Origin of the sequence: Paenibacillus sp. V4I3, assembly GCF_030817215.1 — a bacterium.
GTDB lineage: Bacteria > Bacillota > Bacilli > Paenibacillales > NBRC-103111 > Paenibacillus_E.
The window spans coordinates 4,472,836-4,490,274 of record NZ_JAUSZA010000001.1 but is presented as its reverse complement, the minus strand read 5'-3'; the positions used below and the strand labels follow the sequence as shown (position 1 = coordinate 4,490,274).

The window sequence follows — 17,439 nt, the reverse complement described above, 5'->3', positions numbered from 1 at the left end:
TCTGTCTATTTATCTAATTATCTATCTACCTAACTTGAACCCACAACAAATCTATCAAATGATTGTGTAAAGTATAATTGAACTAATCGGAAAGCTCAATCCTACAAAATTAAGCAGTTCCAATTAGAAGCCGTAAATGGTCATACCACCATCAACGAACAGGGTCTGACCTGTCACATAATTCGCCGCATCCGAAGCAAGAAATACAGCGGGTCCAACTAACTCCTCAAGCTCACCCACACGCCCTAGAGGTGTACGCGCAATAATCTCTGCAAGGTACTCTGGATTAGCAAGGATTTTCTCTGTCAAAGGCGTTTTGAAATACCACGGTCCGATACTATTCACATTGATCCCATATTTACCCCATTCAAGTGCTAACACCTTCGTCATTTGGATCATCGCAGCTTTGGTAGCTGCGTATACAACACCTGTTCGAAGGGCAACCTGTCCAGCAACAGAAGCGATATTGATAATTCTTCCATATTCCTTTTGCTGCATATGACGACCTACAATTTGTGAGCACAAGAAAGCAGATTTAAGATTCGTCTGCATGATCGTGTCCCATTCTTCATCCGTAACAGCCAGCGCTTGACTGCGAATATTCATGCCCGCATTGTTCACTAGAATATCCAGACGACCCGACTGTTCAATGATTTGTTGGACAGCTTCCTCGATCTGTTCTCTATTCGTGACATCAACCGTAAATGGATATGCCTTTCGTCCCAAGGCACGAATTTCATGGGCTACTTCCTCAATATCACTTGCTGTACGTGCGAAAAGAGCTACGTCAGCCCCCGCCTCAGCAAGGCCTATCGCAAGTGCTCTGCCAATGCCTCTTCCTGCTCCTGTGACTAAGGCAATTTTATTATGTAATTGAAATGAAGGTAAAAACATCTTTTCATCGTCCAATCTATAAGGTAGTAGGATATTTAAGAGCGAAAGAAGGGTTATCTATGGACTATTCCATTCGAGAAGAGAAAGCCAACGCCATCAGTCACGGCATCGGCGTGTTATTAAGTATCACAGCGCTTGTCCTTCTCATTGTGCAAGCTTCCTTACATGGCACTGTTTGGCACATTGTTAGCTTCAGCATTTTTGGTGCAGCATTAGTCATACTTTATACTTGTTCCACGCTGCTTCACAGTGTGAGCCATCCGCGATTGAAGGATGTTTTTGAGCTTCTCGATCATTCCGCCATTTATTTGTTAATTGCAGGCAGCTATACACCTTATTTACTCGTCACATTGATAGGGCCATTTGGTTGGACCTTCTTGGGAGTGATTTGGGGCTTAGCGCTTGCCGGGATCGTCTTGAAAATCTTCTTCGTGAAACGATTCATCTTGGTTTCAACCCTTTGTTATATACTCATGGGTTGGCTGATTGTTTTTGCCTTTAAGCCACTGTACATGAACCTTCCGTTAGGAGGTATCGTATGGCTCGTCGTAGGCGGACTGTTTTATACGTTCGGTTCCATCTTTTATGTATGGCGGCGCATCCCTTATCACCATGCCATATGGCACGTTTTCGTGCTCGCTGGTAGCGCCTGTCATTTCTTCTCTATATTCGGGTATGTTATATCGGCTTAATTATACAATCAATTGCTGGAGGTGTTGGAGTGAAACCGCATTCTCCACTTGACGCGCCAGTTCTTCATAACCAATTTCATTTGGGTGGATAGCATCTTCAGATAAATAACGGCTATCTTGCCCTACGAAAGCATCATACACTTGAACTACAAGAATATGTGGCTGTTCTAATTTGCGCAGAAATAAATTAAAACGCTGTACCCAATAAGCGGCATCCGGTACCTGCGGCAGAGGATTGTAAAGACCGACTAAAACGATTAAGAAAGGCTCCCCAACCCCTTGCCGCAGCGCCTCTATTTCTCCGATCAATTTCTTATAGTTGGATTCATACGTTTGAAGAGCAGATTTTAAATAAGCAGGATCTCCCTGATAAAAGAAAGGAATTGCCGCTTGGATTAAGTCATTGCCGCCAGCTGTGATCGTGATGAGATTCGCTTCTCTTATATCCCTTTGGATCTGCGGATCGGACTCAAGTGTGTGAAGCAATTGACTAGTCGTAGCACCATTCTTGCCTGCAGGCTTTAAGTGAATAGGAACCTTCAGCAATTGCTCCAACTTTTGCCGATAGATAGATACGAATCCGTGACCATCCGGAGCTCCGAAACCAACCGTTAATGAATCTCCAAATGCCAAATAATTGATCGTCTTTTCCATTGCTATCCTCTCCCTAAAGCCTGACGTATAATACTATATGCGCCAGCGCCCAGTTTGGGAAGGGACACTCTCACCAGTTCTTTCGTCGTTTTTTTATACGTTTACATGCTGCTTAACATAACTTTCGATTTGTGCCTTTTCCGAGTATGTAAATTGGAATTCACAATCACATCCCTCGTCGTGAAGGACAATTTGAACAATTTCTCCATCTAGATTACAAATAACGAGTATAGAGGGATCGATTAAATCCTCCGGAAACTCCTCGCCAACCTCTTTATGAATACCTAAGAAAATGTCTCTCCATTGCCCTCTTGTCTCTGATTCCGTGAAAGATAATGTAAAACGGTGTTCTTCGTGTTCGGCTCCATATTTCATCATGTGTGAGTCCCCCTAAATATTTCGCAAAAAATCTTGTTTCGTAAGATTACGGTTTTCAACTCTTTTGTGTTCATTAATTGTAACCCAGTGGGCTGTAAAGTGGTAGTTCGCCTTCCTTTATACTACAATGGAGCTAAGAACCATTCAACAAAGGAGCCTTCCATATTATGAAAAAAACCATTACGCAAACCATTGATAACCATGCGGACAGATTCAAAGCCATATCCAACTTTATTGGGGCAAACCCGGAGCTTGGGCATGAAGAATTTCAAGCTTCCGATCGCTTAACTGAAGAATTGGCCTATCACGGCTTCCATGTTGAACGCGGTGTATTAGATATTGCAACCTCTTTTATAGCTACCTATGATTCTGGTAAAGCTGGCCCAGTCGTGGCCTTCTTAGCTGAATATGACGCATTGCCCGACCTAGGTCACGCTTGCGGTCACCATCTCATCTGCATGATGAGCATTGGCGCAGCCATTGGCCTTAAATCGGTCATCGATGAGACAGGTGGCAGTATCCGTGTATATGGAACACCTGCCGAGGAAACCAAGGGCGCCAAAGTGCCTATGGCCGCGGCTGGACTATTCAAAGATGTGGATATTGCTCTGATGGCTCACCCGTACTATACGTATGAGAAGTCAGGCGAATCACTAGCTATGGACGCTATCCAGTACGAATTCTTTGGTCGTTCCGCTCATGCAGCAGCACAACCTTATGAAGGCGTCAATGCGCTTGATGCTGTGCTTCAGCTGTTCAATTCCATAAATGCACTGCGCCAACAAACCAAGTCTGATGCGCGTATTCATGGCATTATTAGCGAAGGCGGCAAAGCTCCAAATATTATCCCTGACTATGCTGTCGCTCAGTTCTATGTCCGCTCAGCATCCCGCACGTATACGAACGAGCTCGTCCAGAAAGTACTTCACTGCGCTGAGGGTGCTGCCCTGCAAACCGGATGTACGTTGAAGACTTCCTTTTACGAGTATTCGTATGACGAGCTTCGGACCAATGAGACACTATCGGCCGTCTTCTCTGATCAGTTATTAGCAATGGGAATTGATCCGAAAGAGATCGAAATTGGCAAGGATCACGGTTCTCTTGACTTAGGCAACGTGTCTACCCAATGCCCGACGATTCACCCTTTTGTCAAAGTTGTAGATGAGAGACACATGCTGCATACCAAGGAGTTCCGTGATCTCGCGCTGCAGGAACCCGCTCTTAATGCCATGATTTTTGCGGCAAAGCTGCTGGCTTTCACGGCATATGAAGTACTTGCCAGCCCAGAGCTGTTAGGTAAAATCAAAGCGGAATTCGCCGCAGCGAAGAAATAACTCCTCCCCATACGAAAGATCAGCCGCATGAAACAGAGCTCCTGCTCCGTTGATGCGGCTGTTTCAATTGTGGCTTATTTGATTCCTTTGTTTATGCCGAAACGCTTGCAGAAGAAGCCTGGTGACTAACCTCCGCCTTCACTTTACGCTCTTCTAATTGCGCTAGAATCGTATAGAACATGATCATGCCAACGAAGCCGCTAAACGCGATAAGAGATGCCATCAACCACGAAGATATCAATCCGCCAAGCATGACACCGAAACCTCCTAAAAGCATGGCTCCTTTATACACCATTCCGAATAATGCCATATAAGAGCTTCTTGCATGATCAGGTGCAATGTTACCAAGATAGGCTTGTTTAATCGGTACATACATAAGCTCTCCAACCGTTGCAATGAACATCGAGACGAGCAGCAGCCATGGTTGATTGCTATAAGCCAGATAGCTGTACCCCAATATGTAGCAAGTGTATCCAATGAACAGTACTTTGCTATCGGAGAATCTTCGCATCATAACCCCCATGAGGACGGAGAGTACAACGACAAGCACCGTATTTTCAGTCCGTATAAAGCCTAACATTTTCAACCCATCAATACGCCAAGATTGTTCATTCCATGGGAAGAATGGCATATTCACCATCTCTTTTTCCAGCCTTACACCCACGTAATTACCAAGATGAAACTCAACAGATACAAGCAGGAGCGATGCCAGTGTGAAAATCAGGAAAGTTTTATCTCGCAGTACCATCCGATAATTGGCCCACATCGACGGACTTCGACTGCCTCTACTCTCTCTAGCAGCTTGCGGTTGATAGACTTCATCAATAAAGAAATAAGTCACGAGCAGAGTGACCAAGCCAATGACGGACAAGCCAATGAACAGCTCGAACAAGTATGATTTGAATAAGAAAGCGCCTGCAAGTCCTGCAATTGCAAAAGATAAATTATTCATCCAGTACATGATGGCGTACATGAATTTCCGTACATCCGGAGCTGTTACATCGAGCAGCATAGCTTCATTGGCAGGACCATGAATTCCCCAGAACATACTAACAAATATCATCAGAACAAAGGTCATCCCCGGAGATTCAAGCCAAGGCGAATTGGCCAGTGCCATTCCAACGAAACAGAGCATCCAACCTAATTCTGCCGTGAGCATCAGCTTTTTGCGCCCAATTCGATCTGCATAGTAGCCGCCTATTATCCCCGCGATGACACCAGCAAGAATGCCAAGAATGACGACTAGACCAGCACTTGTATCTCCTAATTTTCCAGAAAAATAAATCGACATGAAGGGAAGCACCATATTATTGGCGGTTCCGGATAAGAAGGAAAGCCCGATTCTTAGTTTGACATTACGATGAAAATCACGAAATCTCACGATATACCTCCGCGTATGCAAGCTTTTGACAACCGTTTTATTTTACCGTTGTTCAATAAATAACAAAAAAATTACTGCTTTTCATTACTGCGTAAAAACATGCCCACGCCAACTAACAGCAAACAACCGGCTAGCAGTTGAATGGTTGTGATCGTTTCTCCGAGCAAGAAGTACGCTAATAAAGTTGCACCGAGCGGTTCCCCTAAAACGGTCATTGACACGGAAGAAGCCTTCATATATTTAAGCAGCCAATTAAATACATAATGACCAAATACCGTAGGAACAACCGCCAAAAGCAAGAATATCCCCCACTCTTTCGCTGGGTAAACGGAAAATGATACCTCTGTGAAAATGTTGGTGACAGCAAGTACCAGACCAGCGAATAAGAACACGAAAAAACTATAAACAAAAGCTGATATATGTTCTCTCAAGCTTTTGCCTAAGAGCATATGTAAGGCTACAGCAATCGTTCCGACTAGAGATAACAAATCCCCTTTAAGCGCATTACCGGAAAATTGAAAATCTCCCCATCCGATACAAATGGCACCCACAATAGCAATGCACATGGCAATCAAGGCCGTTCGACTAGTCCGATGTCCATAAAGAAGAAACGCTCCGAGCAGCACAAAAATGGGCTCTAACGTTAAAATAGCTGTCGAACTCGCTACTGTCGTAAAATGAAGGGAATCCATCCAAAATAAGAAATGCAAACCAAGCGATATACCAGATATGGCTGTTCTCAGCCAATCTCTTAGTCGAATTCTAGCAATCTCTTTCCTATAATTCCACAGAAAAGGCAGCATTAAGGCATTCGTCATGAGAAGCCGGTACATCGCGATGACAGAAGCAGGCGCATCAGACCACCGAACAAAAATCGCTGAGAAGGAAATGGCAATAATGCCGATCAAAAGAAATATGGAGATAGGTACTTTGGTTTTATTCATGGCATTCATGATGAGAAACTCCTTGAGAGGTTGATATCTTATAGTTGCCAAATAAGTATATAGGAGGAAGATCGGCTTGCCAATCTTTTTTAAACTTTGTTCAATTAATTGTAAAACATATACTACAAGTAAAACGTAAAAAAACCTTAGCTATACCTATATTCATATAGGCAGTAACTAAGGGCATCTTTTGAGTTGGATTATAGGATTAATCTAAAACAGCTGTGATATGTTTGTTTGTAACGGACCAGTGAGATGTATTCCAGATGGATTCTTTATCTTTAAAATAAAGGATTTGCGGGGATGCGTGTTTGATTCCTAGATCCTCCGCAATTTGATTCGACACTGGACGTGATTCGATAACTTTCACTAAGAAATAATCCACATCCGCATTTGGTTTACCGGACAGATATTCCTCATATTCATCAAGTGCGCTTGCACTTACCGGACATGTTGTGCTGTGCTTAAGAACGACAGCGGGTTTCTCGGAGGAGCGATTCAGTACTTCCTGCCACTCTTCAACTGTAGTTAATTCTTTCCATGCTGACATATGAACATCTCCCTTCCTATCTAGTTAATAATGATTATAAAGTAAGCCACAACCATATGCAAATCACACAACTCGCAACCCCCTCTATCTTACTGGTATAATAAAATTGTAAATATTCCTAGGGAAGAACAGGAGGAACATATGCAATCACCACCCCCGATCTCAAGACGCTCTTTTCTCAAGAAAGGCACTGTGCTTGCAGGCTCTTTCATCGCTTCCGGAGGTTTACTTGGCAGTTATGCTAGTTTCTTGGAACCCAAGTGGGTCGAGATTACGAGAATAACTCTGCCTTTCGAGCGCCTCCCCAATGCCTTCCATGGTATTAAACTTTTACAATTCAGCGATATCCATATTGGTCATCACTTTGATCTTCAGGATTTAGAACGTGTCGTGAAACTCATTCAGAAAGAAAAAGCGGATATCCTTAGTTTTACCGGCGATTTATTTGACGCCAACATAAGTGAAGATCCAGATCTAACCAGTCAATTGCTGGGCAGCTTAGAGGCACCTTTGGGAAAATGGGCTGTACTTGGCAACCATGATAAGTGGATTGGGTACAATTACACTCTCCCGATCCTGCATAACGGAGGCTTTCAATCTCTCGTTAACGCTTTTCAGACGATCACCTATAAAGGACAAACCATACAAATCGCAGGCGTTGAGGACATGCTGACGGGTAAACCGGATATTGCGAAAACCTTACGCGGGGCCAATGCCCAAATATTTACCTTGCTGCTATCTCACTGCCCTGATTTCGCGGATAAGGTAACTGAACACGCCATCGATTTGCAATTATCCGGCCACACACATGGCGGTCAGATACGGTTACCAGGAGTTGGAGCTGTCATCACACCACCGCGCGGTAGAAATTATGTAATTGGGCTTAGTGAAGTGCCTAATTCGAAAATGATTGTTTACACCAATCGAGGCATTGGAACAACGACACTCCCCTTTCGCCTGATGTGCAGGCCGGAGATTACCGTAATTACTTTGGAAAAACGAAAACCCTGAGCGCTTAAGCGTCTCAGGGTTTTATGTTTACTATCTAACGTGTAAAAATTGGCGGAACAAGAAGACCGCCTTCAATTTTAATAGATCGTTTACTTTTTTGAAATCAACCTGTAAGAGATCACTAATTTTCTCCAAGCGGTACGTTACTGTATTCCTATGAATAAATAATTGCTTTGCCGCTTCGCTTACTTGACCATCATTACGTATGAACACCTCTAAAGTGCGAATCATTTCTTGCGAGTACTCGGCATCTTTTTCGAGTAACGGACGTAGAATTTTGGCACAGTAATCTTCCATCATAGTGGAAGACACATTTTGGAAGAGATGCGCGAATTCAATGGTTTCATAATGAAGCACTCGATCCGGCAATCCAAGCTTAGACGCCATACGCTGCGTTTCCAAACATTCCATATAGGCTTCCCTTAACGCTGTTGGCTTTAATTTCATAGAACTTGTATAGAAAGCCATTTCACCGGCTTCTTCGATACATCCTGAATCGCCTGCATACTTGGTCAGAAGTAGTGACAACTCTTCCTCTGGAAACCCGTCTACCTGATTCGTTGAATAGATCGAGAACATCATATCCTTGAACACAAAATGGTGCCCGGCCAGACTGCTTGATTTCGGATGTGATTCCATAAATTGTTTTAGGTTTTTGAGCTTACCTTGGGGCTGCTCATCCTCGAGTTTTTCCGGCTTATTTTTGCTAATCACACATTGATAAGCTCCGGTAAAGATCGATAACCCTCTAGCTTCCGCCTGTTCAAGGAACTCCTCTAGAGAGGTTCCTTTATCCAAGTAGCGCAAGAGATTGTTTTGTAAATCGCGCTGTGCGGATGCTTCAACATGCGATCGGAACGTATAACACATATGGAAGGTCAGGATATCTGCAGCTTGCTGGAATAAGCCTTCCTCCACGTTTGCGAGCAGAACCGCATCCGGTATAATCAACAAATGTCCAAGAGGCTCATCGTCTTGCTGATGCAGTCCTACACGATAAGCGCGTTCCTTACCTGCGTATACCCAGCCTGATTTCCGTTTCCACGGCCAATTCTGGGATAGTTGATCGGGACTCCATGTGCTTGTGTTATATAAAATTTGTCCTCTAGCTCCCACTACCGCCATAGGATAACCAAGAATATCACTTATTAATTGGAACATGGAAAGCATATTATCCTGTTTCAATCCGAATTGCATCAGTTTCTTCTGTTTCTCAAGAACAGATTGCAGCAGCTGTGTATTGCGGCGGTATTCTGCGTTAAACAAGGCATTCATTTGATCAGAAAACGTGAATTGAAAGGGCATCTCGATAATCGGGAAATGCAGCCGATCTGCTTCATCTGCGACAATCTGCGGCAGCTCCGACCAAAAACGCCCCAGCTTGATACCTAACCCAGCAGCTCCGCGATCATTTAATTTACGAAGTAAATTAACCGTCTCTTGCGGACTATCCTTCATCGCGAAAGCAGTGGTGAAGAGCATCTCACCTGATTTCGTCCAATCCGCAATATCAGGAGCGTCCATCACATTGACTGATTTAACGATGCGGGAATCACCTTGCTTGCCTGCTACTAACTTCGCTTCTGTTAAAGGATATATGGATAATGCTTCACGAATAGTAAGATGCATCGTTCTTCCCCCCTAATGCCTTTTAAATGATTATAGGATGATCTTGCCATTTCAGTCAATGAATTCGTGTTAACTTATATGACATTACAGGAAATTTTATGAACTTTTTATGACTTTCTCTATTTTTATGTAAGAATACATGACATAATACATGGAATCTAACACTCACGACAAAAAGAGGCACGCTTAACACATGCCCCTCCTTTTACACAACTCAACCCTCAAATCACTCGAAACGTTCCCGTTCCAATCGTTCCCAAATTGCCTTCACGGTCAACAACACGACCTTGCGTAGTTATCATCTTACGGGATTGATGAACAAGCTCAGCCGTTACTAACAAGCGGCCCTCATAAAGCGGAGCTACGAAATGAACATTTAAATTTGTCGTTACAACCTTATCCTCCGGCCTAGCCATCATCACAACAATCCCCATCGCATTGTCCAGTAAGGAAGATAGTACACCGCCATGCACGATCCCTATCGGGTTCAAGTGATGCGTTTTGGCTTCCAAAGCAATCGTGATGATGTTGTCTTGCATACTCACAAATTCACAGCCAAGAAAGCCCCAAAATGTAGGCTCCGCTGATGCTGCTAATTGCTGCAGTCTCTTATTCATGCGTTCGTTAGAATCGTCCATAGGATTCCCTCCACTCTTCTTGTAAAGGGCTTCCCCTTAATTTTTAAACAGGAAGAGGCTCTTAAACCTTCTTCTCTTCCTCTAGTAATTGCCTGCGCAGCACCTTTCCAATCATCGTCTTCGGCAGAGACTGGCGGAATTCGACTTTCCGAGGGACTTTGTAGGCAGCCAAGCGCTCACGGCACCACAATTCTAGCTCCTTTTCTGTTAGCGTCATTCCCGGTCTCAGCACTACAAATGCTTTCACCGTTTCTCCCCGATATTCATCCGGTACGCCTGCAACAGCGGCCTCCAGAATTGCCGGGTGCTCGAAGAGAACCTCCTCAATGTCACGCGGATAAATATTGTAACCTCCGGCTATAATTAAATCCTTCTTGCGATCAACAATTGAGAAGAAACCATCCTCGTCTATACGCCCCATGTCGCCCGTATATAACCAACCATCTCTAATGGTCTTGGCCGTTTCGTGCTCGCGCTGCCAATACCCTTTCATCACTTGAGGCCCTTTAATGATAATTTCGCCAATTTCCCCAATCGGCAGCTCTTGACCTGAATCCGAATCAACAACTTTCGTATCTGTATCTGGAAAAGGGATACCAATTGAGCCTATTTTCCGAAAACCCCAAATGGGATTCGCATGCGTAACAGGGGATGCTTCCGTCAACCCATAGCCTTCGATTAATCTACCGCCTGTCAATGCCTCGAAGCGCTCTTGCACCTCTAACGGGAGAGGCGCTGAACCGCTTACACAAACATTTATAGAAGAAATATCTACTTCCTTCACGCGTTTATGATTAATTAAGGCAATGTACATGGTGGGCGCACCTGGGAAAATCGTTGGCTTCAGCGCATGAATCGTGTCTAAAATCAAGTTGATATCAAACTTTGGAATGAGGATCAGCATCCCCGCCCGATACATAGATTGATTCAACAAGACTGTCAAGCCAAAGACATGGAAGCAAGGGATAGCCCCCAAGAATCTTTCTTCACCTAACCGAATACGATAGCACCAATGACTTGTTTGGTACGTATTAGCAATCAAATTGGTGTGCGTCAGCATGACACCTTTGGATATTCCTGTCGTTCCTCCGGTGTATTGAAGAAGAGCAATATCCTCGTCAGCTTTCACATCTACACAAATCGGGACGCGCGAAGCTGCTCGGAGCAGCTTTTTATAAGAATAAACACCTTCCCCGTAAGTGACAGCAAGGTTTGCACCATCTTTTTTCATTTTAATCGGATATAAGACATTTTTGGGAAAGGGCAAATAGTCCTTAATTGAAGTCACAATAACATGTCGAATCGGTGTTTTCGCTTTCGCCTTTTGCACTCGATCAAACAGCAAATCCAACGTCACAATAACGGTTGCTCCGGAATCTGAGAGCTGGTGGACCAGCTCTCGCTCCACGTAGAGCGGATTCGTCATGACGACGATCCCGCCCATCATCAGGGTTCCGAAGTAGGCAATGATGGCCGAAGGACAATTCGGCAGCATAATCGACACCCGATCCCCCGGGCTGACACCCAGTTCTTTTAAAGCATTGGCAAAACGATAGGACGTTTCCAATACCTCCCGATAACGCAGCGTTTTCCCCAAGAAATACAAGGCAGGTCGGTCCGGAAACTTATGTGCGGAATCTACCAACAAACGTGCAAGATTATGCTTCGGGTACTCGTAAGTCGGCGCCACTTCAGACGGATAATGGCGCAGCCAAGGCTTTGCCTCATTCATACAAAACCATCCCCTTCAGGTTCTTGACATCGATGACTATACGATGAATTTCTCACCCTGAATAACACGTGCGGCGATGTCGCGCTTCAAACCAACCGTATTCACACTGCTGCGTCTGGACAGCTTTTTCAAAATAGACAATTGAGTCCGAAGAACATCTCCTTCTTCCATCGTACTGAGCGCTTCCTTCGCATATGCCTCAATTTTGTCAAATGCTTCATGAACAAAAACCGTCGTGATTTGGATCGCATTCTTCGCCTTTTCTTCCCCTGCTTTTTCAATCAGCTTTTGTGTACGAAGAAGACCGCTTTCAGCAGCGAAAATTTGGATCATGATGTCGGCTAAATTACTTAAAACCTCCTGATTTTTTTCTAGCGCCATACCATACTTCTGTACCGCAAGCCCACCAACCATAAGAAATACCTTCTTCGCCATCGAAACCAGATGCACCTCTTCGGCTAGCGTTCCTTCGAACGTTTGGCCTGGAACGATAGAGAGCAGTTCCGCTTGCAGCGCTTGAGCTTTTTGCAGCAAAGGCAGTTCGCCTTTCATCGCTTTCTTCACTAAAGTACCTGGAATGAGCAGGCGATTGATTTCATTCGTTCCTTCAAAAATTCGGTTAATCCGTGAATCCCGGTAAATACGCTCCACTTTGTACTCCTGGATAAAGCCGTAACCGCCATGAATTTGCAAACCCTCATCCGCTACAAAATCCAACACTTCAGACGCGAACACCTTATTAATGGAGCATTCCAGCGCGTACTCGGAAATCCCTTTCGATGAATGTTTACCGGCATCAGGGCTCGTATGGTCAATATCTTTGAGAATGGTATCGAACAATCCAGTCGTTCTATACACCATGCTCTCCAGCATATACGTTTGAATATTCATTTCCGCCAGCTTTTTACCAATCAATGGAAAACGTGAGATAGGCGTATTAAACTGTTGGCGGGTATTCGCATATTTCGAAGCTAACTCAATCGTCTCCTTGGAAGCACCCAGACAACCGGTAGCCAATTTGTAACGGCCAATATTTAGAATGTTAAAAGCAATCAAGTGCCCTTTACCGATTTCACCCAATAAATTCTCGACCGGCACACGGACATCTTCAAAATAAAGCGGACGCGTCGACGAGCCTTTGATCCCCATCTTCTTCTCTTCCGGTCCCATCGTAAAGCCAGGATCACCTTTCTCCACGATAAAGGCTGTGAAATCAGTTCCATTGATTTTCGCATAAACGATGAAAATATCAGCAAATCCGGCATTTGTGATATACAATTTGGAGCCGTTTAAGAGGTAGTATTTTCCATCGTCAGACAAACGAGCTGTCGTTTTTGCCCCCAAAGCATCCGAGCCGGATGTTGGTTCCGTTAAACAGTAGGCCGCGATTTTCGCGCCTGTCGCAAGGTCGGGTAAATACTTCTTCTTCTGTTCAGTTGTTCCAAAAAATACAATCGGCAGCGTGCCAATCCCGACATGCGCCCCAATGGACAAGGCAAAGGATGAAGCACGGGCGAGATTTTCACTAATCACAGTGGAACTTACTTTATCCAACCCTAGTCCGCCATAAATCTCAGGTACATCAGAGCCAAGTAATCCGAGATCACCCGCGCTGCGCATCAGTTTTACCGTTAAATCATAATCGAGCTTTTCCAAATGCTCATCATTCGGCATGACTTCCCCCGTTACGAAATCACGCGTTGTTTCCGCAATCATGCGATGTTCTTCGGTAAAATCCTCCGGTGTCACAATATCATGAAAATCCGTATCTGAAATAACAAAACTACCGCCTACGACTTTCTCCGCCATGGTTCATCTCTCCTCTAAATTAATTGTACAAGGGTAAATATTAGGATTCATGAGAACCTAGATAGACTCTCATGAATCCGTTCTTTTTCCATTTATCTGCTTCAATTAAACGGGGTGCACTTCAAATACTCCGGCGGCTCCCATCCCGCCGCCGATACACATGGACACTACACCATAGCCGCCGCCACGACGCTGCAGCTCATGAATTAAGCTCGTTGTCAGCTTCGCGCCAGTACACCCGAGCGGATGCCCGAGGGCGATGGCGCCACCGTTCACATTCACCAAATCTTCATTCAAACCTAGCTCGCGAATAATATGGACACATTGCGAAGCGAACGCTTCGTTGATTTCAAACAGTTTCACTTGGTCTTGCGTGATACCTGCCATCTGCAAAGCCTTCGGAATCGCCTTCACAGGCCCGACGCCCATAATTTCCGGCTCCACGCCGGAAAGCGCGAAAGCCTTGAATGTCGCCAGCGGCTTCAGCCCGAGCGCTTCCGCGCGCTCGCGGCTCATCAGCACGGCCGCCGCTGCGCCGTCCGACGTCTGTGACGCGTTGCCCGCCGTCACAGATCCGCCTAAGCTGAACGCAGGCTTCAGCTTGGCAAGCCCTTCCACGGATGTATCGGGGCGAACGCCCTCATCCATGGCAAACACGAACTTCCGCTCGAACGCTTTACCGCGTTCGTCAACGCCCTTCACGCTCGTCTCTACTTTCACGATCTCGTCTACGAACTTGCCGGCTGCAATCGCGGCAGCCGCTTTCTGATGGCTCCGCGTTGCGAAGCCATCCTGCGCTTCGCGCGAGATGCCGAAGCGCTGCGCGACTTCTTCGGCCGTGTGGCCCATGCCCATGTACACCTCGGGCATGCTCTCAACCAGCCCCGGATGCGGCGAGAGCTTGAAGCCCGTCATCGGGACGTGGCTCATGCTCTCAACGCCTCCGGCGACAATCACCTCCGCGTGGCCAAGCATAATGCGCTCCGCCGCATAAGCGATGGCTTGCAGCCCGGAGGAGCAAAAGCGATTGACCGTGATCGCCGGCACGGTCACAGGGAAGCCCGCATACAACGACATCGTGCGGGCGAAGTTCAGCCCTTGCTCGCCTTCGGGCATCGCGCACCCGATGATGATGTCCTCGACATCACCTTTGTCGAGTCCAGGAGCACGCCGCACCGCTTCTTCTAATACGGCTTTACCCAGATCCTCCGCTCTGGTTTGAGCGAAACTGCCTTTCTTCGCGCGACCGACTGCCGTGCGCGTTATCGATACAATGACTGCTTCTTTCATCGATTTCACCTCATTATGAGTAATAGGCATACACCATTCGGGGTTTCTAATTAGAAAGGCAAGTTCTTCTCCCTTAGTTCCGCAGTGCCTTCCCTTTGGAAAGCATGTATTGCATACGCTGCTGTGTTTTCAGCTCTCCACAAAGACTAAGGAAAGCTTCACGCTCTAGATCGAGCATATACTGCTCTGTGACTAACGTTCCTGCTGGCACATTCCCTCCTGCAAGCACGTGCGCAAGCTTATTCGCGATCAATTGATCGTGCTCACTGATATATCCGCCTTGGCGCATCGTATAGGCAGCAATCTGCATGACCGCTTTGCCGTTCTCGCCAACGACGCGGATTTTCTCTTGCACAGGAGGTGTGTATCCCGCTGCTTCTAAGCGAAGAACCGCTTGCTTCGCTTCATAAATACGATGATCCGGGTTCACAACAACCGTATCCCCAGCACGCATATAACCAAGACGTTTCGTATCATGACCGCTCGTCGACACCTTTGCCATGGCCACCGTTTCAAAAATTGCATTGATCCACGGCTGAAGATCAACTTCCGGGTCACGAACCTGTTGACTTGCTAGAAGGGCTAACTCCTTACATCCGCCACCGGCAGGAATTAAGCCAACCCCCACCTCAACGAGTCCATAATACGTTTCCGCTGAGAAAATGATTTGGTCTGCCGGCATACAAGCCTCAACTCCGCCACCAAGCGTCATCTTATGCGGCGCAGCAACTACTGGCTTTTCCAGCCTTTTGAGCTTCAGCATGGAGTTTTGGAATAAACGAATGATGCCGTCTACTTCATCCCACTCGCCATCCTGCGCTTCCATTAACAACAGCATCACATTGGCGCCGACACAGAAGTTTTTACCTTCGTTAGCGACAACCATTCCGCGATAGTTGCTGCGTACTTCGTCCGCGCTTTGCTGTATCATCGTGAGAATATCGGCCCCAATGGCATTATTCGGCGAGTGAAATTCTAAGCAAGCAACCCCGTCTCCAATGTCAATCAAGCTCGCGCCGCTATTAGAGCGGATGACTTTATTTTGCTGTTTTAAAGAAGCAAGTGAAATGAGCTCTGGCCTTGTTTCAACTCCGCGAAACTCATTTTTCAGATAGTAAAAACTTTGGCCTTCCCTGTTCTCATAAAAGCTGTCATGACCCGCGGCAATCCAAGCTTTTACCCAATCAGGCACCTCACTGCCTTCCGCTTCCATTCGTTCCACAGAACGTTTCAGTCCTATGGCATCCCACGTTTCAAAAGGACCGAGATCCCAGTTAAAGCCCCATTTGAGCGCATTATCAATCTCGACAATGGAATCTGCAATCTCATCTAATTTTTCAGCGGAATAGAGCAGCACTGGCTTCAAAATGTTCCACGCCAGATCCGAATAGCGATCTTTGGCGCCGAGCAAGGCCTTCAACTTCCCTATCGTACCTTTGGCCTGCTTCGAAGCTTCCAAAGAGCCTGAACTGATTTTGCGGCTTGCCGAATATTCCATGGTATTTAAATCTAATGATTGAATTTCTTTACCAGCTTCGGACTTCACTTTTTTATAAAACCCTTGGCCCTGCTTCTCTCCGATCCAACCTTTTTCTACCATCGTTCTTAAAATAGCCGGTGTATTGAAAACTTCCTTCTCCGCAGGGTCAGTCACAAGATCAAACACGTTATTGGCCACATGGACGAATGTATCCAGACCCACCAAGTCCAACGTACGGAACGTCGCGCTCTTAGGGCGGCCCATTGCCGGGCCGGTTACAGCATCCACTTCTTCGACGGTATATCCATTTGCAAGCATTTCACGCAAAGTAACCAATAGCCCATAAGTACCAATGCGATTGCCGATAAAATTCGGCGTATCTTTCGCTTGAACAACACCTTTTCCAAGCTTTTTCTCACAAAAATCGGTCATAAAAGCAACAATTGCAGGATCTGTCTGTTCATTTGGAATCACTTCCAATAATTTCATATAGCGAGGCGGATTAAAAAAATGAGTGCCTAGGAAATGCTTTTTAAACTCAGGGCTAGCGCTTTGGACCATGGCATTGATTGAAATGCCCGATGTATTCGAGGAAACAATCGTTCCCGACTTCCAAACGGTTTCAATACGGCTGATGAGCTGCTTCTTCGCTTGCAAATTTTCCACAATAACTTCAATAATCCAATCCACGCTTCCAAGCTTCGCTAAGTCATCCTCAAGATTGCCGGGTGTAATACGTTCAGCGAAAGCTTCACTATATAGGGGAGCTGGGTTCGTCTTCTTGAGCTTATCCATCGCATTAAGAGCAAATCGATTCCGCACCTTCGGATGAACTAACGTAAGGCCGGCAGCTTCTTCTTGCGGCTGCAGCTGGGAAGGCACCATATCGAGCAGTAACACGGGAATACCTACATTTGCCAAATGGGCAGCGATACCGGAGCCCATCACACCGGAGCCGATAACGGCCGCTGTACGAATCTTTGTCATATGGAAATTTCCTCCTACATGATTTTTTCAATTTTC

Annotated in this window: 15 protein-coding genes; 3 read left to right on the top strand and 12 right to left on the bottom strand. The window is 45.8% G+C overall.

The window, feature by feature from the left end; genetic code table 11:
• Nucleotides 1-123: 123 nt before the first annotated feature.
• On the bottom strand, nucleotides 124-894 hold the full coding sequence (locus QFZ77_RS20515; protein WP_307442242.1) for an SDR family NAD(P)-dependent oxidoreductase: 771 nt from the start codon (nucleotides 892-894) through the stop codon (nucleotides 124-126).
• A gap of 59 nt (nucleotides 895-953) precedes the next feature.
• Between QFZ77_RS20515 and trhA the strand changes: the two genes are divergently transcribed.
• Nucleotides 954-1,586, top strand: coding sequence for a PAQR family membrane homeostasis protein TrhA (gene trhA / locus QFZ77_RS20510; RefSeq protein ID WP_307442240.1), 633 nt, complete (start codon nucleotides 954-956; stop codon nucleotides 1,584-1,586).
• Here trhA and QFZ77_RS20505 read toward each other — a convergent pair whose 3' ends face one another.
• A complete protein-coding gene (locus QFZ77_RS20505; RefSeq protein WP_307442239.1) occupies nucleotides 1,587-2,240 on the bottom strand; it encodes a GDSL-type esterase/lipase family protein in 654 nt (217 codons plus the stop codon). It lies immediately after the preceding gene.
• A gap of 93 nt (nucleotides 2,241-2,333) precedes the next feature.
• Nucleotides 2,334-2,618: a hypothetical protein gene (locus QFZ77_RS20500; RefSeq protein WP_307442237.1), complete on the bottom strand. Its 285-nt coding sequence runs from the start codon at nucleotides 2,616-2,618 to the stop codon at nucleotides 2,334-2,336.
• 167 nt (nucleotides 2,619-2,785) lie between these two features.
• On the opposite strand from QFZ77_RS20500, the gene QFZ77_RS20495 reads away from it, so the two are divergent.
• Nucleotides 2,786-3,952, top strand: a complete 1,167-nt coding sequence (locus QFZ77_RS20495) for a M20 family metallopeptidase (RefSeq protein ID WP_307442235.1) — start codon at nucleotides 2,786-2,788, stop codon at nucleotides 3,950-3,952.
• A gap of 91 nt (nucleotides 3,953-4,043) precedes the next feature.
• Here QFZ77_RS20495 and QFZ77_RS20490 read toward each other — a convergent pair whose 3' ends face one another.
• The 3 genes from QFZ77_RS20490 to ytxJ all read right to left on the bottom strand — a co-directional run bounded on the left by QFZ77_RS20490 (nucleotide 4,044) and on the right by ytxJ (nucleotide 6,827).
• Nucleotides 4,044-5,333 (bottom strand): MDR family MFS transporter, encoded by a 1,290-nt coding sequence (locus QFZ77_RS20490; protein WP_307442233.1) that lies wholly within the window; start codon nucleotides 5,331-5,333, stop codon nucleotides 4,044-4,046.
• Between the two features lie 71 nt (nucleotides 5,334-5,404).
• Entirely contained in the window at nucleotides 5,405-6,286 is an 882-nt protein-coding gene (locus tag QFZ77_RS20485; RefSeq protein WP_307442232.1) for a DMT family transporter, read from the bottom strand.
• Between the two features lie 199 nt (nucleotides 6,287-6,485).
• Nucleotides 6,486-6,827, bottom strand: coding sequence for a bacillithiol system redox-active protein YtxJ (gene ytxJ, locus QFZ77_RS20480; protein ID WP_029194256.1), 342 nt, complete (start codon nucleotides 6,825-6,827; stop codon nucleotides 6,486-6,488).
• 141 nt (nucleotides 6,828-6,968) lie between these two features.
• On the opposite strand from ytxJ, the gene QFZ77_RS20475 reads away from it, so the two are divergent.
• Entirely contained in the window at nucleotides 6,969-7,838 is an 870-nt protein-coding gene (locus QFZ77_RS20475) for a metallophosphoesterase (RefSeq protein ID WP_307442231.1), read from the top strand.
• A gap of 30 nt (nucleotides 7,839-7,868) precedes the next feature.
• Here QFZ77_RS20475 and QFZ77_RS20470 read toward each other — a convergent pair whose 3' ends face one another.
• From QFZ77_RS20470 to QFZ77_RS20445, 6 genes are all read right to left on the bottom strand, one after another.
• Nucleotides 7,869-9,467: a PucR family transcriptional regulator gene (locus QFZ77_RS20470; protein ID WP_307442229.1), complete on the bottom strand. Its 1,599-nt coding sequence runs from the start codon at nucleotides 9,465-9,467 to the stop codon at nucleotides 7,869-7,871.
• 221 nt (nucleotides 9,468-9,688) lie between these two features.
• Complete coding sequence (locus QFZ77_RS20465) at nucleotides 9,689-10,105, bottom strand: PaaI family thioesterase (protein ID WP_307442228.1); 417 nt, start codon at nucleotides 10,103-10,105, stop codon at nucleotides 9,689-9,691.
• Nucleotides 10,106-10,166: 61 nt separating this feature from the next.
• Complete coding sequence (locus tag QFZ77_RS20460; RefSeq protein ID WP_307442226.1) at nucleotides 10,167-11,837, bottom strand: long-chain-fatty-acid--CoA ligase; 1,671 nt, start codon at nucleotides 11,835-11,837, stop codon at nucleotides 10,167-10,169.
• A 36-nt stretch (nucleotides 11,838-11,873) separates the two neighbouring features.
• Entirely contained in the window at nucleotides 11,874-13,646 is a 1,773-nt protein-coding gene (locus QFZ77_RS20455; RefSeq protein ID WP_307442225.1) for an acyl-CoA dehydrogenase family protein, read from the bottom strand.
• 105 nt (nucleotides 13,647-13,751) lie between these two features.
• Nucleotides 13,752-14,936: an acetyl-CoA C-acyltransferase gene (locus QFZ77_RS20450; protein WP_307442224.1), complete on the bottom strand. Its 1,185-nt coding sequence runs from the start codon at nucleotides 14,934-14,936 to the stop codon at nucleotides 13,752-13,754.
• Between the two features lie 73 nt (nucleotides 14,937-15,009).
• Nucleotides 15,010-17,403 (bottom strand): 3-hydroxyacyl-CoA dehydrogenase/enoyl-CoA hydratase family protein, encoded by a 2,394-nt coding sequence (locus QFZ77_RS20445; RefSeq protein ID WP_307442222.1) that lies wholly within the window; start codon nucleotides 17,401-17,403, stop codon nucleotides 15,010-15,012.
• Nucleotides 17,404-17,439 lie beyond the last annotated feature (36 nt).